Origin of the sequence: Nocardia sp. NPDC004604 (genome assembly GCF_040609795.1) — a bacterium.
Classification (GTDB): Bacteria; Actinomycetota; Actinomycetes; order Mycobacteriales; family Mycobacteriaceae; genus Nocardia.
Map to the genome: position 1 here is coordinate 234,679 of NZ_JBEXLC010000001.1, position 17,961 is coordinate 252,639.

Annotated in this window: 15 protein-coding genes; 9 read left to right on the forward strand and 6 right to left on the reverse strand. The window is 66.1% G+C overall.

The window, feature by feature from the left end:
* Positions 1-106: 106 nt before the first annotated feature.
* The 4 genes from ABZW16_RS01155 (at position 107) to ABZW16_RS01170 (ending at position 3,339) form a co-directional block, all read left to right on the forward strand.
* Complete coding sequence (locus tag ABZW16_RS01155) at positions 107-748, forward strand: TetR family transcriptional regulator (RefSeq protein ID WP_354950826.1); 642 nt, start codon at positions 107-109, stop codon at positions 746-748.
* A gap of 69 nt (positions 749-817) precedes the next feature.
* Positions 818-1,714 (forward strand): hypothetical protein, encoded by an 897-nt coding sequence (locus ABZW16_RS01160; protein WP_354950828.1) that lies wholly within the window; start codon positions 818-820, stop codon positions 1,712-1,714.
* Complete coding sequence (locus ABZW16_RS01165) at positions 1,715-2,431, forward strand: hypothetical protein (RefSeq protein ID WP_354950830.1); 717 nt, start codon at positions 1,715-1,717, stop codon at positions 2,429-2,431.
* Complete coding sequence (locus ABZW16_RS01170; protein ID WP_354950832.1) at positions 2,413-3,339, forward strand: inositol monophosphatase; 927 nt, start codon at positions 2,413-2,415, stop codon at positions 3,337-3,339. Before ABZW16_RS01165 ends, ABZW16_RS01170 begins: the two co-directional genes overlap by 19 nt.
* Positions 3,340-3,351: 12 nt before the next feature.
* Here ABZW16_RS01170 and ABZW16_RS01175 read toward each other — a convergent pair whose 3' ends face one another.
* On the reverse strand, positions 3,352-4,611 hold the full coding sequence (locus ABZW16_RS01175; protein WP_354950834.1) for an SLC13 family permease: 1,260 nt from the start codon (positions 4,609-4,611) through the stop codon (positions 3,352-3,354).
* A gap of 105 nt (positions 4,612-4,716) precedes the next feature.
* Here ABZW16_RS01175 and ABZW16_RS01180 point away from each other — a divergent pair, with 105 nt between their 5' ends.
* The 3 genes from ABZW16_RS01180 to ABZW16_RS01190 all read left to right on the forward strand — a co-directional run bounded on the left by ABZW16_RS01180 (position 4,717) and on the right by ABZW16_RS01190 (position 12,496).
* Positions 4,717-10,440 carry a TIR domain-containing protein gene (locus ABZW16_RS01180; RefSeq protein WP_354950836.1) on the forward strand — a complete coding sequence of 1,908 codons (5,724 nt, stop codon included), beginning with the start codon at positions 4,717-4,719 and terminating at the stop codon, positions 10,438-10,440.
* Positions 10,441-10,553: 113 nt separating this feature from the next.
* Positions 10,554-11,111: a DUF4334 domain-containing protein gene (locus ABZW16_RS01185; RefSeq protein WP_354950838.1), complete on the forward strand. Its 558-nt coding sequence runs from the start codon at positions 10,554-10,556 to the stop codon at positions 11,109-11,111.
* 152 nt (positions 11,112-11,263) lie between these two features.
* Positions 11,264-12,496, forward strand: coding sequence for an FAD-dependent oxidoreductase (locus ABZW16_RS01190; RefSeq protein WP_354950840.1), 1,233 nt, complete (start codon positions 11,264-11,266; stop codon positions 12,494-12,496).
* Positions 12,497-12,637: 141 nt separating this feature from the next.
* Here ABZW16_RS01190 and ABZW16_RS01195 read toward each other — a convergent pair whose 3' ends face one another.
* Entirely contained in the window at positions 12,638-13,606 is a 969-nt protein-coding gene (locus tag ABZW16_RS01195; protein ID WP_354950842.1) for a zinc-binding dehydrogenase, read from the reverse strand.
* Positions 13,607-13,690: 84 nt separating this feature from the next.
* Here ABZW16_RS01195 and ABZW16_RS01200 point away from each other — a divergent pair, with 84 nt between their 5' ends.
* Positions 13,691-14,263, forward strand: coding sequence for a helix-turn-helix domain-containing protein (locus ABZW16_RS01200; RefSeq protein WP_354950844.1), 573 nt, complete (start codon positions 13,691-13,693; stop codon positions 14,261-14,263).
* A gap of 95 nt (positions 14,264-14,358) precedes the next feature.
* On the opposite strand, the gene ABZW16_RS01205 is transcribed toward ABZW16_RS01200, so the two are convergent.
* Positions 14,359-15,078 (reverse strand): HD domain-containing protein, encoded by a 720-nt coding sequence (locus ABZW16_RS01205; protein WP_354950846.1) that lies wholly within the window; start codon positions 15,076-15,078, stop codon positions 14,359-14,361.
* 140 nt (positions 15,079-15,218) lie between these two features.
* Here ABZW16_RS01205 and ABZW16_RS01210 point away from each other — a divergent pair, with 140 nt between their 5' ends.
* Positions 15,219-16,076 carry a hypothetical protein gene (locus ABZW16_RS01210; RefSeq protein ID WP_354950848.1) on the forward strand — a complete coding sequence of 286 codons (858 nt, stop codon included), beginning with the start codon at positions 15,219-15,221 and terminating at the stop codon, positions 16,074-16,076.
* A gap of 41 nt (positions 16,077-16,117) precedes the next feature.
* Here ABZW16_RS01210 and ABZW16_RS01215 read toward each other — a convergent pair whose 3' ends face one another.
* From ABZW16_RS01215 to ABZW16_RS01225, 3 genes are read right to left on the reverse strand one after another with little or no spacing between them, the layout of a single operon-like run.
* Positions 16,118-16,564, reverse strand: coding sequence for an SgcJ/EcaC family oxidoreductase (locus tag ABZW16_RS01215; RefSeq protein ID WP_354950850.1), 447 nt, complete (start codon positions 16,562-16,564; stop codon positions 16,118-16,120).
* Positions 16,565-16,622: 58 nt separating this feature from the next.
* Positions 16,623-17,249, reverse strand: coding sequence for an alpha-ketoglutarate-dependent dioxygenase AlkB (locus ABZW16_RS01220; RefSeq protein WP_354950852.1), 627 nt, complete (start codon positions 17,247-17,249; stop codon positions 16,623-16,625).
* Between the two features lie 55 nt (positions 17,250-17,304).
* The gene (locus ABZW16_RS01225) at positions 17,305-17,859 is read right to left on the reverse strand and encodes a helix-turn-helix domain-containing protein (RefSeq protein ID WP_354950854.1); all 555 of its coding nucleotides are present in this window, start codon (positions 17,857-17,859) and stop codon (positions 17,305-17,307) included.
* Between the last annotated feature and the right edge of the window lie 102 nt (positions 17,860-17,961).

Sequence of the window (17,961 nt, forward strand, 5' to 3'; positions counted from 1 at the left end):
CTGTCAACATCGGGCGAACGACGAGATGATCCAGATAATTCGGTGCAAAACAATCGGGACAACCGTCCGTCGACTATGCTCGATCTCGGGCGAAAGGCAGGTACCGATGACCGTCGAGACCAAGGTCGACAAGCGTTTGCAGCGCGGTGAGCGATCCCGCCGCGTCATCCTCGACCGCGCCATGGATATCGCCTCGGTCGAGGGCCTGGAAAGCCTGTCCGTGCGGCGCCTGGCAACCGAACTCGACCTCAGCAAGAGCGGCGTCTTCGCGCACTTCGGCTCGAAGGAGGAACTCCAGCTCGCCACCGTCCGCGCGGCCGTCGAGGTCTTCGTCGCACATGTAGTGAAGCCCGCGCGGCGCGCACCCGCTGGTATCCGCCGCGTCCGTGCGCTGGCCGAGTCCTGGCTGGACTATGCCGCCAAGCCGTACTTCAGCGGTGGCTGCTTCTTCCTGTCCGCCGTCGCGGAATTCGATGCCCGTCCGGGCCGGGTGCACGACGCCGTGGCCGCATCGCGGCGAGACTGGTTGCGGCTCTATGAAACTACCGTCGCCGAGGCCGTCGACCTCGGTGAGATCGCCGCCGATAACGAGCCCGCCGACCTCGCCTTCGAACTCGACGCCATCGCACGCACCGCGGCCCAGGACGCGCTGCTGTTCGGCGAATCGGCCCCCTACGACCGAGCCCGCCGACTCCTCACCGCGCGACTGGACGCCGTGTCGACGCACCGGTCCGCTACTGGGACTTGACGGTTCGCTCGCTGCGTCGACACCGATGCACCTATCCTGGGTGGAAACCCCAGGGGAGGCCGAAAACCTATGGCACGGGTGCTGATCTGGCTGCGGAACAATATCGACGGTCTCGTCGCCTTGGTTCTGGCGGTCATCTTCGGTGTGATCTCGCTGATCGATATCGGCTTCTTCGATGCGGATCGGATCAACGCCGTCATCCTGCTGGTGCTCGGTCTGCTGGCCACCACGCTGCTGCGTGATCGGCACCTGTCGGCCAAGGCAATTCGGGATTCGAATTCGGTGCAGCTGCTGTACGGTCCGGAGATCGGGCACGCGCATACCCTGGCGCGGCGCGGCACCGAACAATGGCTGTTCAAGGGCGGCACCGGAACCTATCTACGGGCCGTCACACTGCGCGAATGCGTCGAAAACGCCCGCCGCGAACAGCGTCCGCTGCGGATCCAGGTCGAGGTCCTCGATCCGACCAATGAGCAGCTGTGCAAGACCTATGCGCAATTCCGCTCGTCGCTGGTCCCGGAGGCCGACCGCACCGGCGAACTGTGGACCACCGAACGCACTCGCAAGGAGTCCTTCGCGACGGTGCTCGCCGCCTGCTGGTACCGGCAGCGCTTCACCTTCCTGACCATCGATGTCGGTCTGTCGACGGTGATGACGACCTTCCGCTGGGACCTGTCATCGAGTTGCGTCATTGTCACCCAGGACAATCCGAACACCCCGGCCCTGATGTTCGAACGGGATAAGCCCTACTACCGGGACTTCAACCGGGAACTGGTGGCGAGTTTCAAGCAGGCCAGGCAGGTGCCGCTCAGCCGCAGCGAGGAGCTGCCGCTGGCCGATGAGCCGTCCGTCGATCAGACCCGCGGGCTGTTCGATGCGCTCGGTCTCGCACTACCGGCCTCCTACACCGATCGCGATGTCGCCGATATCGTGCGCCGCGCGCTACAGCCGAGGAATCCGTACTGAATGAACGACTACGACCGTCTCCTAACGCTGATCGGCTCCGACGCGGCGGGGCGCGTCTCGTCGAGCGAGCGGCGCGCGGTCGCAAACGGCACCGTGCGCCGCTGGACCCACGACCTGATGACCGGTGTGCTGGGCGGTCGCGTCGAGGTCAGCCCGGTCCGACATCCGTTGGGGTTCCTGTGCTTTCCGGTCTGGCGTGGCGGCGGTCGCGGCGTCTGCGTGCACGTCTGGACCGCGGGTCTGCGCGCCGAGCCGACGACCTCGCCGATGCACGCGCACAGTTGGGATCTGCTGAGCGCGGTGCTGTACGGCCGGGTCGGCAACCAGATTCTCGACGTGACAGGCGCTACCGATCGGCCGACGCACCGGATATTCGAAATCCATAGTGCCGCGGATGGTGACGTGGTGCGCGCGACCGCGCAACTGGTCACCTGCCGTACCCGATCGACCGAGCACTTCCACTCGGGCGAGGTATACACGTTGCCGCACGGGGTATTTCACGTCTCCGACGTACCGGGCGAGGCGGCCACAGTCGTGCTCGGCGAGGCTCGACCCGGCCGACCGGACCGATCGCTCGGTGGCCTCGCCACCGCCGACCACTGGGTGCACCGAACGGCGTGCACCACAACCGAAATCCGGCAGGCCGCCGAGACCGTGCTGGATCATCTGAGTACCGTGCCGGAACAGCTGGAGGACCGATGCGAGCGAGCGACGTGATGAATCTGGCTGTCCCCCAGGTGAATCGGGCCGATGCGGTCCGGATCGGGGCATTGCGCGAAAAGCCGCCGGAGGCGATCCTCGCGCTCGCGCGGTCGGTCGCGGTCGAGGCGGCGGTCGAGGCGGGTCGGGCGATTCGTGCGGGTCTGGCCGGATCGCTGACCGTGCGGGTCAAGGATGCGGCCGGTGATCTGGTCACTGATCTGGATGTACGCGCCGAACATCTCATTGTCGGCCATATACGTCGGGCCTTTCCCGATCACCGCATCCTCGCCGAGGAGTCAGGTCTCGATGGGGTGGACGATGCCTGGTGCTGGGTCGTCGATCCGCTGGACGGCACCAATAACATCGCCATCGGCCTGCCGGTCTGCACGGTTGGTATCGCCCTGTGCCACAACGGAATCCCGGTACTCGGCGTAATTCACGAGCCGGTATCGGACCGCACCTGGTCGGCCGTGCGCGGCGGCGGCGCGAGCGGACCCGGCGGCCCGGTCCGCCGCCCGGCACATCGGTCCAGCGCATCCGCGCCGACCCTGGCCTGGTTGCAGGGGTATCCGGTGGGTCGCACCGATGCGGCCGCACGTGCCCTGCGTCTGTCCCTGGAATCCGGCTCGCGCCGTCTGATCCAACTCTGGTCGCCGCTGTTGTGCTGGGTCATGCTCGCGCGCGGCGATATCGACGGCTTCGTCGGCTATCGCGCCGGTTTCGTCGATCTCCCGGCCGGAACCTTGCTTGCCCGCGAATCCGGCCTGCACCTTACCGATTTCGACGGCGCACCGCTCGATGATCGCCTCGATCTGCCCATCGGTGAGGTGAACTTCATTGCCGCGAGCGGCGAAATGCTCCCGGAGCTGACGCTACTGGTCAAGTCGGCCGCCGACATCATCGTCACCGGTCTGCCGGGCTGAGGTGAAGTGCGGCTATCCGGTCACGAGTAGTGCCGCGACCGCTCCTGCCGTCGCGACCACTGCCAGCCCGAGGCCGGTGAGCACGAACCGCAGCATCGGCACCCGCACCCCGTGCTTCCGGCAGAACTCCAGACACAGCAGAGTGGCCAGCGACGCCCACGGCGTCACAATCGGCCCGATATTCGTGCCGATCAACAGGCCGAGTGACTGATCCCCATGATGTTCGGGAATGACCGCCTCACCGGCCGTGTAGGCCGGAAGATTATTGGCGACATTGGATAGTCCGGCCCCGGCCCCGGCCGCGCGGAAGGCCCCGACAGTGCCGGAGTCGTCACCGATCAGCGCGCGCATCGCATCGGCGAGACCGAATCGGCTCAGCGTCGGCACCAGCAGGAACAGTCCGACCACGAAAACCAGGAGTTGCCAGGGGATCAGCGACCAGCGCAACGAGGATCGGTCCAGGATCGCGAAGGCCGTCACCGCGATGGCGGCGGCGAGGGTGGCAGCGATGCCGATCCGGTCACCCACGAACGGTATTGCCAGGATGAAAAGCAGACATGCGCCCGCCGTCGTGTAGAGCAGCGTGCGCTCACTGGCATTCTCTGGGCGGATCGGCTCCGGCGGTACGTATCGGTCGGTCTCGCGTCGCCCGCGCCGCCAATACCAGATCCATAGGCACACCATCGTCGCGATGATCGATACCAACTGCGGCGCCCACATCCGCGCCGCGAAATCGGTGGCGCGCAACGCGACTCGATCGGCGGCGAGGAGATTGGTGAGATTGGAGACCGGCAGCAGCAGACTCGCTGTATTGGCCAGCCAGAGCGTGGTCATTGCCAAGGGCAGCGGCGGAATGCGGGCCGGTGTGGCCAGCGCGAGCATAACCGGGGTGAGCAGGACGGCGGTGGTATCGAGATTGAGCAGGGTGGTGGTCGCCGATGCAAAGAGCACACAGAGCAGGAACAGCGCCGGATAGTAGCCCCGGCCCAAAATGGCCAGCCGGTGGGCGATCACATCGAAGACCTTCGCCTGTCGGGTGAGCTCTGCGAGAATAATCACACTGCACAGGAACAGCAGCAGTGGCCCGATCCGGCGCATATTGTCGGCGGCCTCGGCCCGCGGCAGCAACCCGGTTGCCACACACAGCAGCCCGGCCGCGAACAGTCCGAGCCGGACCCGATCCAGCGTGCTCAGCCCCCATCTGGGCGCCGGTGTGGACGTCAGGGCACTCGACGGCGGGTTCTCCGCAGTGGAATCGACCTGTTCGGACACATGCCCCATCATGCAGCATATCGGCTGGGGCACTTCTCTATTCGCCTCGCTTCGCATTGATCTTCTTCCGTTTGGTGTGGCGACCCCTCGGGGCATACTGATGCTGTGACTTCGGGCGGGCGGCGGGACTTCTTCATCAGCTATTCACCGGCCGACGAGCGTTGGGCCACCTGGTTGGCCTGGCAGTTGGAGAGCGCTGGCTACACCACCCTCATCCAGGCCTGGGATTTTGTACCGGGCACGAACTTCATCGATTTTATGGATCGCGGCGTGCGCGAATCGGCGGTGGTGCTGGTCGTGCTGTCGGAGAACTATCTCGGTTCGTACTACGGAACCATGGAATGGCAGGCGGCCTACCGAACCGATCCGGGCAAGCTGATGCCGGTGCGCATCGCCGAATGCGCGCTGGAGGGCCTGCTCGCCACCATCACCTATCTCGATCTGGTACGGGTGCCCAGCGCCGATGAGGCGCGCCGAATCCTGCTGGAGCGGGTCGGACATCTACTCGCGGGGCGGGCCAAGCCGCCGTCGGAACCGGGCTTTCCGCATGATGGCCCTGGCCATGGGCCGGACCGGTTTGCCGCCGAAACCATTTCGGACACTGTCGAATCCGTGCTGCGCCGCCGCACGCCGGTGTCGGCTCCGGCCTTTCCCGGTGCCGCGCAGCGCGACGAGCAGCGCACCGGCATTTCGGTGCTGCATGTGGCGGGACCACGATTCGGTCGCGGCCTGCTCGGTCCGGACGAGCCGAGCACCGCGGCCGAATTGCAGGCGCGCATCCACGCAAATGTCACCCATCTGGTGAATCAGGGGGTGACCAAGCCGGATCTGATCGTGGTCTCGGGCGATATGACCGAATCCGGCCGTCCGCGCGAGGTCGACGAGGCGCTGACCTTTCTGAGCGGACTGCGCACGCTACTCGGTCTCGGTCCGGATCGGCTGATCGTGGTGCCCGGCAATCACGATGTATCCAAACCCGCCTGCCACGCGTACTTCCTGGGCTGCGAGGCCCGCGATCGCAAGCCGCAGCCGCCGTACTTCCCGAAGCTGGAGCAGTACGCGCGGATGTTCGCCGCGCTGTATCAGGGGCTGGATCACCTCGTCTTCGATGTCGGACAGCCATGGACGCTGTTCCCGATTCCCGAATTGCGTGTCGTGGTGGCCGGATTGAATTCCACCATGGCCGCAACCCATCTGCCCGAGGACGATTACGGCCGGATCGGGGAACCCCAGGCGGCGTGGTTTGCCGAGCGGCTGCGCCCGTTCGAGGAGAACGGATGGCTGCGCCTCGGCGTCATCCGGCACGATCCGCTGCCCGGTGCTGGTACGCCCGCGCATGATCCGGATCTGCTGCGCGACGCCGACACCCTGTCGCGGCTGCTCGGCAGCCGGTTGAATCTGCTGGTGCACGGCCCGGGACCCGGTGGGCCGCATCTGGATCGGCTCGACGGCACACTACCCGTGCTGCCCGCCGCCGCGCCGGGCCGCGATGAGATCATCCAGCTCACCGCCGCGGGACTGGCCCGGTTCTCCGGCCGGGGTGATACGACCGGGCAACTCGAGCTGGACTGGTTGAAGACCACGGCTGCGCTGCCAACGGCCAAACAACCCGAACTCCTCGGTCCGGACGAGCCCGAACTCCCCGAACCGCCCACCGAGGCACCGGCGGTCGACCCGCACGGGCGGCTGCTCGAGCGCGTCGCCGAGGTATGCGAAACCCGTTATCCCGGTGCGAAAATCCGCCGCGTCGAGGTGGAGCCACCGCATCTGCTCATTACCAGGGAGTACGACGAGGTCATCGCCCAGTGGCGCATCGGTGTGCACGTCGGCGATATGACGCGGCAGGTGGTGGAGGACTTCCTCGGCCACGATCCGGAATACGGTTCCGAACTCGTCTATCGCGGTGCGCCGCCGCCGCGTTCACTGCGCGAGGAGGCCGCCAGCCACGGTCTGCGGGTGCGCAGCTTCACCGAATTCCAGGGCCTGCTCGATCTGGACGACTATCTCACCCATCAGGCCGCGCGGTTGCGTAGCGATCGCACCTATCCGCCGGATCTGTATGTGCCGCAACGCTTCCGGATCCTGGAACACGGTGACCAACTGATCCGTGACGATCTGGTCGGTGAACTGATGAAGGTGGTCGCCGCCGACCACGGCAGATTCATCCTGGTACTCGGCGATTTCGGCCGCGGCAAAACCTTCGCGCTGCGCGAATTGGCCCGGCGCATCACCGAAACCATGCCCGCGCTGATCCCGATCCTCATCGATCTGCGTGCACTGGACAAAACGCATTCGGTGGACGGTCTGGTCGCCGCACATCTGGCCAACCACGGTGAGGATCGGATCGATCTCAAGGCGCTGCACTACATGCTGCGCGAGGGCCGCGTGGTGTTGCTGTTCGACGGTTTCGACGAACTCGTCACCAGGATCAGCTACGACTTCGCCGCCGACCATCTGGAGACCCTGCTGCAAGCCGCGGTCGGCAAGGCGAAGATCATTGTGGCGAGCCGGACCCAGCACTTCGAATCCCGCGCCCAGGTGCTCACCGCGCTCGGCGAAAGAGTCGGGCTGCTCCAGGATCGACGCATCGTCAGCATCGAGGACTTCGCCCCCGCACAGATCCACGCCTTCCTGACCAACCGCTACGGCGGCGATGTGCGCCGCGCGGATGCCCGAATGGGGTTGATCACCGGTATCGAAGATCTGCTCGGACTCGCACAGAATCCGAGAATGCTCGGCTTCATTGCCGATCTGGACGAACGGCGGCTGCGCGCGGCCGCGGGCGCCAAGCAGGCGGTGGGTCCGGCCGGGCTGTACCGGGAGATCCTGGAATCCTGGCTGACCTATGAGGCCGACCGGACCGCGGGCGTCGCCGGCGCACTGCCCGGGCTGCGCCTGCACGAATTGTGGCTGGGGGTGACCGCATTCGCACTGCGCAGCTGGGAGACCGCCGAACCGTATCTGCGGCTATCCGAATTGACCGAGGTGGCGGCGGGTTTGGCCGAACTGACCGGGTCGACGCGCCTGTCGGTGCAGCAGTCGGCACATGCCATCGGCTCCGGCAGTCTGCTGGTGCGCACCGAGGACAACCTGTTCGGCTTCATCCATTCCTCGGTAATGGAATGGTTGGTGGCCAACCACATTGCCGAACAGTTCGAGGTCGGAACCGCAGCGCCCGTACAGCTCGCCCAAGCGCCGCTATCGCAACTTTCGATCGACTTTCTCTGCGATCTCGCCGACAACCGGGCATTGCGTGCGTGGGCCGAAGGTGTGCTTGCGGACCAGGCGGCCGATGATGTCTCGCGCACCAATGCCATTCGGGTGACAACCAGGCTGCGTACCGCGCCGACCGCGGACCTGCGCGGTGCGAGCCTGGTAGGGGAAGATCTATCCTACCGGGATCTGCGCGATGTCGATCTCACCGGAGCCGACCTCACCGGCGCCCGGTTGGTCGGCACCAACCTGGACCGCGCCGTATTGCACGGTGCGCGGCTGGTCGGCGCCCGGCTCGACGAGGCCAGCCTGGTCGGCGCGGATCTCGGCGCGGCCGATCTGACCCGTGCGCGACTGGTGCACACCGATCTGACCGGGTCGCGGGCGAGCGGCAGCCGCTGGACCCGCGCCGCCCTGATCGATGTCACCGGCACCCCCAGCGGCACCGATCTGCGCGGCGCGGCCTGGGTGCCCGGGGCCGCGGCACAGACCGAATTCGCCCCGGCCGCAATCGGAGTCCGGCACGGCTTCCACGCCAGACACGGCAGACTGCCGCAGCCGGTCGCCTACAATCCGGACGGCGGCACCCTCGCCATCGGCAGCGATGACGGCGGCGTGCTCATCTGCGATAGCGAGACCGGTAGACCGCTGCGCACGCTGCAGACACATCGGGCCAGAGCCTTCGCGGTGGCCTTCACCGAGACGGTGCTGATCACGGGATCAGGTGACGGCACCGTCGCCATCTGGGATGCCGCCACCGGTGAACTGCGCCGAATTCTGCAGGGGCACAAGAACTGGCCATGGCCCGTGGTACTCAGCCCCGCCGGTGATCTGCTGGCCACCGGTGACGCCGAAGGGGTGCTGCGCCTCTGGACACTGCCCAGCGGCGAACTCCGCCACGAATGCCGCCCCGCCGCCAGTGACCGAGAACTGATCTACAGCCTGGCGATTCACGGACCATTGGTCGCGGCCTCCTACCGAGACGGGACCGTACGGCTGTGGGATATCGAAACCGGAAGGGAAAGCGGCCAATTCAGCGGTGCCGCCGGCTCGGTGTTCCGGGTCGCGTTCAACCCGACCGGTGAGCTGCTCGCGGTCGGCGGCGTCGACGGCACCCTGGCGCTCTGGGATCCGCTGAGCTGCCGCAAGATTCGTGATCTGCCCGGTCATACCGGACGGGTGTACACCGTGACCTTCCATCCGAATCTGCCGATCCTGGCGAGCGGGGATACCGATGGCGGACTGCGGCTGTGGGATGCCGACACCGGTGTCGAACGACAGGCGCTGACCGACCACAGTGCGGCCATCTACTGGCTGGCCTTCGATCCGTCCGGCGAACTGTTGGCCTCGGGCGACAGCGCTGGGCTGGTGTGCCTGCGCGTCAGCGCGACCGGGGAACTGCGGCACCGGCTCACCGCACACACCGGCTCGATCTGGCCGTTCGCCTTCCGCCCGGACGGCGCCCAACTGGCCATTACCGATGACCAATTCACCACCCGACTCTGGGATCCGGTCACCGGCACCTGCAAACACACCCTGACCGGTCACGGCCGCCAGGTCCGCACCGTCACATTCAACACCGACGGCACACTGCTCGCCGGAGTCGGCAACGACGGTGTGGTGCGGCTCTGGGACCCGGTGACCGGTCGGCTGGTCCGCAGGCTGATCGGTAGCGAGGATCGCCTGCTCACCTTCGAATCGGCGGTGTTCAGCGCGGTGCGGCCGCAGCAGCTCGGCATGGTCGGCAACGACGGGCGGCTCAGCCTGTTCAATCTCGATACCGACCTGTACGAGCGGCACATCACTGTCGAATCCGCGCCGATCTGGGCGATTGCCTTCGACCCCACCGGCGACTTCGTGGCCACCGCCAACGACGACGATACGGTGATCATCTGGGTGCGCACCACCGGTGCGCTGCACGCCGTCTGCGCCGAACATCGCGGGCGGGTGCGCTCGATCGCATTCAGTGCCGACGGCACGCTGATGGCCACCGGCTGTGACGATTCCATCGTGCGGCTGTGGGATGTGCGCTCCGGCCGGTTCCTGCGGGCGCTGCGCGGTCACCGGGACCGGGTGTATGCGGTCGCCTTCCACGACGGTCGGGTGGCCAGCGTCTCGTGGGACACCACGGCCCGCATCTGGGATGTCGAATCCGGCGACGCGCTGCACACCCTGACCCGGCACACCGGCCGACTGTGGACCGCCGCGGTCGACCCGCACACCGGCACCTTGGCCACCGGCGGCGACGATCTGGTCGTCCGACTGTGGGATATGGCATCCGGACGTCATCTGCATACGCTCGAAGGACATAAGCGTCGGGTCTGGTCGCTGAGCTTCGACCCGTCCGGCCGGGTATTGGCCAGTGGTGGCGATGACGGGAACATCATCGTGTGGTCGCGTCCGCAGGATGATGTCGGCGTCGTGCCGTCGATCCGGGCGATTCTGCTCGGTCTGGCCGAAGGATGGGCGGCGCTCGCGCCGGATGGTCGCTACAAGTTCGAAGGCAATACCGCCGGACAGTTCTGGCATGTCATCGGTATGTCGCGCTTCGAATCCGGGGAACTCGACCCCTATCTGCCGGAGGTCGGGCAGATCGCGGCCGACGCGCCCTTCTGAGGCTGGTGCCGCCTTCCCGGGTGGGGATTCGGTCCGGGGTGGCGGTCGTACCGAGTCTTTGAGAGACAGATAGGGTTTCTCTTGCAATGTTTCGGTCGGTGAGAGGGTTGGAGATGGCCGAGGTGGGAGACGCGGGGTCAGCCGCTGTCGAGCTGGCGGAACTGCTCGGTGGTCGGTGCACCGCGGAGCATGCGTGGGAGCTGTTCGATCGTTTGCCCGCGGCCAGGGTCGCAGAGGTCACGCTCGGACGCTGGCGGGGCGAGGAACTCGATACCGGACATCCGTTCGCCGGAGTGCTCGTCGCCTCGGGCTGGTACGGCAAACAGTTCGACGATCCGGATTCGGTGCATCCGCTGCTGTTCGCCGACGCATCGGGAAATATCTTCGCCGTCGATCCGCGCCGGGTCCCCCTCGGCCTGGCCGGCAAGGTGCCGGTCGCGGGTGTCGAGGCGGTACGGAAGTTATTGCCGGTGATCGGTCCGGCAATCCGAACACGCAGGCCCGCAGCGCGTTTGCGCGATATCGAGTACCGCGGTGTGGTGAGTGCCGCGATGGTCTACGACCACCTGCCGATCATCGACCACTTCCGGCGCGTAGCTGCGGATACGCTGCTCGGGGTCATGGATATGCGGGAGATGGGCGAACCTTACTTCTTCATCCTGCGCCGCTGACCAGCTGTTATCGGCGGGTTTCGGTTGGCGCGGTGACGATTTCCGGACCTTCGCTCGGCCACGCGGCCTACCATGGAGCTGAGCCAAGGGAACCGATACATCCGCGCCCGCGGAATGTCCGTCCGGCGCGCAAGCACGGAGGGAGGCCCCGCGTGGCCGAGCGCACGACGTGTCTGGTGGTCGGTGGCGGTCCAGCCGGAATGGTGCTCGGACTCCTACTCGCCCGCGCCGGTATCGATGTGACCGTCCTGGAGAAGCACAAGGACTTCCTGCGCGACTTCCGCGGCGACACCGTACATCCCACAACCCTGGACCTGCTGGATGAACTCGGGCTGGCGGAGGAATTCGCGAAACTCCCCGCGCGCAAACTGAATACGGTCCAACTGCCGATCCGCGGTTCGGTGCAGGCCGTGTTCAGCCTCGAGCACCTGCCCGGCAAATACAAATACATCGCGATGGTGCCGCAGTGGGATCTGCTCGACCTGTTGGCGCGGGCGGCCGATAGCGAACCGACCTTCCTGCTGCGCATGAATACCGAGGCGACAGGGGTGATTCGGGAAGGTCGCCGGATCACCGGGGTCACCTATCGGACCCGCGACGGCGGCACCGGTGAGATCCGGGCCGATCTCACAGTGGCCTGCGATGGCCGCGACTCGGTGCTGCGGGCCGCGGCCGGGCTCAGGTCGCACCGCTGGCCGACGCCGATGGATGTGTGGTGGTTCCGCCTGCCACGCACCGATATCGACCCGGCCGGATTGCTCGCGCTGCTCAGCGCCGAACGCGCCGTGGTCATGTTGGACCGCGGCGACTACTGGCAGGTCGCCACCCTCATCGCCAAGGGCAGTGATGCGGTGGCCCGCCGCGGTCCCGTCGCCGATATCGTGCGCAGCATGGCCGACACCGCGCCGTGGCTGCGCGATCGGGTTGATGCGCTGCGGGACTGGGACGATGTGAAACTGCTCGAAGTGAAGTTGGATCGCCTGGACAAGTGGTACACCGACGGCCTGCTCTGTATCGGCGACGCCGCCCACGCGATGTCCCCGGCGGGGGGCGTGGGTATCAACCTCGCTGTCCAGGACGCCGTCGCCACCGCGAGAATCCTGGCCGCACCATTGGCTTCGGGCACGGTGACAACCCATGACCTGGCCAAGGTGCAGCGCCGCCGCAGCATCCCGACATCCGTCACCCAGGGCATGCAACGATTTCTGCACGCCTTCGCGATTCGCCCCGCGCTATCCGGCCGAATCGATATCGCCAATGCCGCCGAGGCCCCCTTAGCGGTGCGGGTACTGCGTCGAATCCCCGTGCTGCGGACCGTCCCCCCGTTCCTGATCGCCCGGGGCATCCTGCCCGAACATGCGCCCGCCTTCGCGCGGCGGCCCTGACGGCCCGCGTCAGCGGCATCGATTGCATGCGCACAGTGCAACAATGCATGCGGTGAATTCCATGGTTCACGGGAAATATCAAAGGCCACAGTCAATTTCACGTATCTGCTCCTGCGATAGATGCCCGCGAACCCGCCGGAATCAGGGCTGCAGGATGATCTTGCCGATGGGGGAGCGCTCCTCGATGAGCTGGTGTGCCTTGGCCGCCTGGTCGAGTGGCAGCACCGAATCGACACGGGGAGTGAGGGTTCCGGTGGCGGCTCGGTTCAGGACCGCGGGGCGGGCTCGCGCTACTTCGGCGAGCCAGTTCGGCCCGGCGCAACCGGTCAGGGTGAGGCTGCGGGTGATCAGATCCATGGCCGAGACCTGGGCGGGAGCGCCGGAAAGCCAACCGTAGCTGAGCATTCGGCCACGCAACGGGGTCATGGTATCGAGCAGAGCGAGGGCGCTGGCGCCGCCGATCGAATCGAAGACGACGTCCAGCGTTGTACTGTCGAGGATTTCGGCCAGTCGGGTGGGCCAGTCCGCAGCGTTGTGGTCGATGACCTCATCGGCCCCCAATTCCCTGGCCCGTGCGCACTTTTCGGGACCACCCGCGGTTGCGATGACGCGCGCCGCGCCGCGCTCCTTGGCGAGCTGGGTGAGTGCACTACCGACTCCCGTTGCGGCGGCTTCGATCAGCACGGTTTCGGTGCCGGTGAGTGCCGCAGTCTCGAGTAGCGGCAGCGCCACCGAACCGTTCATCAGGACCGCGACCGCATCGGCCGATGCCAGGCCGTCGGGGATCGGGGTAGCGGAAGACGCTGGCGCGGAGACGAATTCGGCGTAGGAGCCGAAGCCGACGGTATCCAACGCAACGCGTCGGCCGATCAATGCCGCATCGACCCCGGCTCCGGCCTCGATGACCACACCGGCGGCCTGGAAGCCGAAGACCACCGGTGGCTCGACCGGCATCGGGAACTCGCCCGAGCGCAGTTTGGTCTCCGGGAACAGTACCGGTATCGCCTCGGTTCGGATCACCAGCTCGCCCGGGCCGGGATGCGGTGCCGGGACGTCCTGGGCGACCAGGACCTCGGGTCCGCCTACGCCCGTCATTACGATTGCCTGCATCGATAACTCCATAACTTGACTGTCGGTCCAGATGTCTCGGAAACAATATGGACCGACGGTCAACTTGTCAATGAAAGTGGTGGAATGACCGACGAACGTCCGAGGGAACGCGCGGATGCCGCACGGAACCGGCAGGCGATACTGGCCGCGACCGCCGCGCTGCTCGCCGAACACGGTGCCGACGCGCTCACCATGGATCGTGTCGCGGCCGCTGCCGGGGTCGGCAAGGGCACGATCTTCCATCGCTTCGGCAATCGCGCCGGATTGCTGCACGAACTGATCGCCGAGGGCACATTCGCGCTGATGGATGCCGTGCGGACCGGACCGCCGCCACTGGGACCAGGGGCGCCGGCCGGGGAGCGGCTGGTGGCCTTCTTCGAGGCATTCGTCCGATTGATGACCGACAACATCGAGTTGACGGTTGCCTACCTACAGGGCCCGCCGCATCCACGGGCCGCCGAGATCCACGAATTCTGGGACGCGCATATCGTCGCGCTGCTGCGGGAGGCCCGCCCGGATCTGGATGCCGAGGTGGTGGGCAGGTTGCTGCTCGGCGCGTTGGGCGGTGAACAGGTGCCGCGGCTGGCGCGTGCGGGGGAGACCGGTCGCCTGCTCGCGGCGGTTCGTCAACTGGTCGAATCGGTGGTGCGAGCGTAGCGACTGCTTGCAGGTCGCTCGAAATGGAGCGTAGCGACTGCTTGCAGGTCGCTCGAAATGGAGCGTAGCGACTGCTTGCAGGTCGCTCGAAATGGTCAGCCCTGATCCCGCGCGAGGATGGCGTCGAAACGTTCGTCGGCGCTATCGAGCTGGTGCAGGATGCGGCGTTTGACGTGCTCGGCAAGCGGCGTGTCCTGGCGGGTCACGAGTTCGCGATAGATATCGGTGAGCGGGCGGTATTTGGTGGCGAGTCTGCGCATTGCCGGACTGTCGGCATACAGGATGCCGACACCGTTATCGGTGAAATCGGAGAGTTTGACGATGCGGGCCCAGGGCGCGCGATCAAGATTGGCCGCGACGTGTTCCCGGTATTGCTCGTGCCGATCCACAGCCGGATCCGGTTCGGGGTTGGTGACGGCGGCGACGAGTTCGGCGACACGGGCACCGAATCGCGCGGAAAGTTCGGCGAGTGCGGCATCGGTCGGCGAGCCTGGACGGGCTCCGGCCAGTTCCACGGGATGATCCTCGACCGCATCATGCAGCAGTCCGGCCGCGATGACGTCCGGGTCGCGCACCTCGTAATGGCTGACGATCCGAATCGCGACGCGCAATAGGTGACTCAAATACGGTTCGCGCCCGTAGCGATCATCGCGATGCAGTTCGGTGGCCAGATCCAGCGCGGCGGTGAGACGCTCGGCGTCGGATAGTTCGGCGATTTCGAAAAGGAGTCGTTCACGCAGTCCGGATTCGCCGTAGACCTCGCTGATCGTATGTAGCGGCATCACGGCCAAAACCCCCGCCCCAGGATTGCTCATAACGCCAATCTATCGGGGCGGGCCGGTCGGCGCTGTGCTCCGGAACACTGTTCCTCTCGATTGCCCGGCGAAATAATCCGTTGCCGCTCGCGGACGGCCGTGGTCTCCTGGAACGCACGCGAGGCGGACTGGAGGTGAACGTGGCCGCGCAATACAAACGGCCGCGCCCGGGTTCGGCCACCGACAATATGTTGAAACTGCATCGACGCACCATGGTGCTCGATGGGCGCGTGTACACGGTGCTGAGCCTGCGCCCCGGCAGCGATTTCCGCTTCGCCACCAATCGTTTTCACGACACCTGGCATGTGCTCTCCGATTGGCGCGGCGCGCGGGTGCTCGCCCGGCTGCTGTGGGGGCTGGCCTATCAGCGACGGCCGGGCACGCTCATGGTGATCGATCCGGCGCATCTGGATCCGAATCCGTTCGATGCCGCGCCCTCGGATCCGATTGTGCTGGTGCCCTCGGATCTGACCGTATTCACCCGCGCCGCAGCCATCGGCCTGCGCAGGCGGCTGCCGTTCCGCGATGGTTCGCAGGGGACCGTCCGCTGGCAGACCTTCGGACTGGACGCAGCGGTGGCCGAACTGCGGGAGTGGCGGGCGAAGGGGCCGGGGGAGCGGGACTGGAATTTCGTTGATATCCCCACCGGATGGGAGCGTGTCGATCGCATCGGCGGCCTGGTGACGATTTTCGGGGCAGCCGATCAGCTGCGTTCGTGGGGGACCATGCTCGCGACGCTCGGCACTTATGCGTACTACGGCATGGACTATGAGTACCTGGATGAAGACCGCAATGGTGAGGTGCAGATCTTCCGGCAGTACCGCCGGAATGTGAATGTCGCACGCCAGGCCCGCGCCGAGGTGCTGGCCCGACGGGGCGGGCGCGCGCCGACGGAGGAGGTCCAGCGGGCGATCTGGTCGCATGCCGCGACCGTTCGCCGACGTCGTTTTCCGACTCCTGAACAACGCACTACCGCGGAACCGCTCGCGCCGAACTGATCATGCGAAGGGGCAGCGTCGCCGCTGCCCTTTCCGTGCGGCTATTTCGCCTGCGGAACCAGCGTGTTCTGCCTGGCCGCGGTCCACCACCGACCGTTCTCCTTCACCAGGACGTACAACGCGATCATGGCGTGATCGAGATCGATCAGTGCACCATCGGCGGTTGTCGCACGCGCGACCTTGTGCGCGATCGCGATATCGGGCCGCAGGAAGACAATGTCGGCGACGTCGTAACGGACGTACTGATCCTTCAGGAATCCCGCCAGTCCCTGTCGATTCGCCTCGAACAGTGCATCTTTGCCGACCATGAGGGCGCCGACCGCATTGACCACCGCCGCATTGGCGGTGAAGTCGGCGGTCATCAATTCGGCGTCATTGGTGTTGTACGCGGTCTGGACATTGGCGATGATCTGCTCGATCGCGGCGATATCGTCGGCGTGGTCGACCGTGTTGTCCTCGACCATCGGCTGAATTGTCTTTGCGCTCATGCAGATCAGCTTCTGATCTCAACCTTGGTTGAGGTCAACAAATCGTCGGCCGCGTCACTCAGCGGACGCCGCGCGGCCGGAATTGAATGCTGATCCGCGGGCCGGTCGGCTTGCGTGTCTTCGGTACCGCATGCTCCCAGGTGCGCTGGCACGAGCCGCCCATCACCAGCAGATCGCCGTGGCCGACCTGATATCGAATGCTCGCGCCGCCCCCGCGCGGTCGCAGCAGTAGCGCTCGCGGCGCACCGATCGAAACGATGGCCACCATGGTGTCGTCGGTCGCCCCGCGTCCGAAAGTATCGCCATGCCAGGCCACGCTGTCGCGCCCGTCGCGGTAGTAGCAGAGTCCCGCGGTGCGGAACGGCTCGCCGAGCTCGTCGCGGTAGTGCGCACTCAATGCCGCCCGCGCCTCGTCCAGTGACGGGTCCGGCAGCGTCGCACCCTCCTCGTAGAAGTGGAGCAGCCGGGGCACATCCACCACCCGGTCGTACATCGGCCGCCGCTCCGCCTGCCACGACACCCCGGCTACCAGCCGCTCGAACAGCGCATCCGCCCCCGACAACCACCCGGGCAGCACATCCACCCATGCCCCATGGGTCAATATCGTCCGTCGAATGCCGGTAAGGCTTCCGACCTCGATCTCACCGAATCCGTCGAGCAGCGATCCTTGCAGCGGTGTCGACATGCCGCCGAATCTACGCCGGTTCGAACATATGTGCTAGCGAGAAACGGACATCAATTCAGTTCTTGGTGAGGATGTCCTTGGCGATATCGACGGCTTCGGCGTAGCACTCGTCATCGGTGAGCGGGAGATCGCCCCTCATGGCGGTGCTCCAGCTGATGGCGAGGAGGGCTTCGCGGGCCCGGAAGACGGCGAGGGCTGGGCGGTCGGTACCGGCCATGAGGTCGGCGAGGACGCGGAATTGGTAGCGCATGCTGGAACCGAAATCGAGTTGGCGGAAGGCGGGCTGGTTTTCGTGCCAGAAGCGCACCATCGGGCGGCCGATGCCGTGGAGGAGGGCGCCGTAGCGGGTGAGGATTTCATTGGCTCGATCCGGGCCGGATGGTGTGCTCTCGGCCCAGGTCACGATGTCGTCGATACCGCGGCGCAGGTCGTCGGAGAGGCTGGCGACGATGTCTTCCTTGGTGCGGAAGTGGTAGTAGAGCGCGGCCTTGGTGACGCCGAGGCGGTCGGCGATCTCGCGCAGGGAGGTCTTCTCGTAGCCGCGCTCGGAGAACAATTCCATTGCGACCGAACGAATTCGCTCGCGCGTATCGCTGCGACGTCCGTCCATGGCGTCCTTCCCATTTTTGCTTGACGACCGGCTAGCAGAAGCCTAGCGTCCTCGCTGTATCCGGATTACTAGCCGGGCGGCAAGTTAACTATTGGGAGATGG

Bases quoted from the DNA above. Each gene is read 5' to 3' on its own strand.
- ABZW16_RS01155 (WP_354950826.1), top strand. From the start codon at position 107: ATGACCGTCGAGACCAAGGTCGACAAGCGTTTGCAGCGCGGTGAGCGA.
- ABZW16_RS01160 (WP_354950828.1), top strand. From the start codon at position 818: ATGGCACGGGTGCTGATCTGGCTGCGGAACAATATCGACGGTCTCGTC.
- ABZW16_RS01165 (WP_354950830.1), top strand. From the start codon at position 1,715: ATGAACGACTACGACCGTCTCCTAACGCTGATCGGCTCCGACGCGGCG.
- ABZW16_RS01170 (WP_354950832.1), top strand. From the start codon at position 2,413: ATGCGAGCGAGCGACGTGATGAATCTGGCTGTCCCCCAGGTGAATCGG.
- ABZW16_RS01185 (WP_354950838.1), top strand. From the start codon at position 10,554: ATGGCCGAGGTGGGAGACGCGGGGTCAGCCGCTGTCGAGCTGGCGGAA.
- ABZW16_RS01195 (WP_354950842.1), bottom strand. From the start codon at position 13,606: ATGCAGGCAATCGTAATGACGGGCGTAGGCGGACCCGAGGTCCTGGTC.
- ABZW16_RS01200 (WP_354950844.1), top strand. From the start codon at position 13,691: ATGACCGACGAACGTCCGAGGGAACGCGCGGATGCCGCACGGAACCGG.
- ABZW16_RS01205 (WP_354950846.1), bottom strand. From the start codon at position 15,078: ATGAGCAATCCTGGGGCGGGGGTTTTGGCCGTGATGCCGCTACATACG.
- ABZW16_RS01215 (WP_354950850.1), bottom strand. From the start codon at position 16,564: ATGAGCGCAAAGACAATTCAGCCGATGGTCGAGGACAACACGGTCGAC.
- ABZW16_RS01220 (WP_354950852.1), bottom strand. From the start codon at position 17,249: ATGTCGACACCGCTGCAAGGATCGCTGCTCGACGGATTCGGTGAGATC.
- ABZW16_RS01225 (WP_354950854.1), bottom strand. From the start codon at position 17,859: ATGGACGGACGTCGCAGCGATACGCGCGAGCGAATTCGTTCGGTCGCA.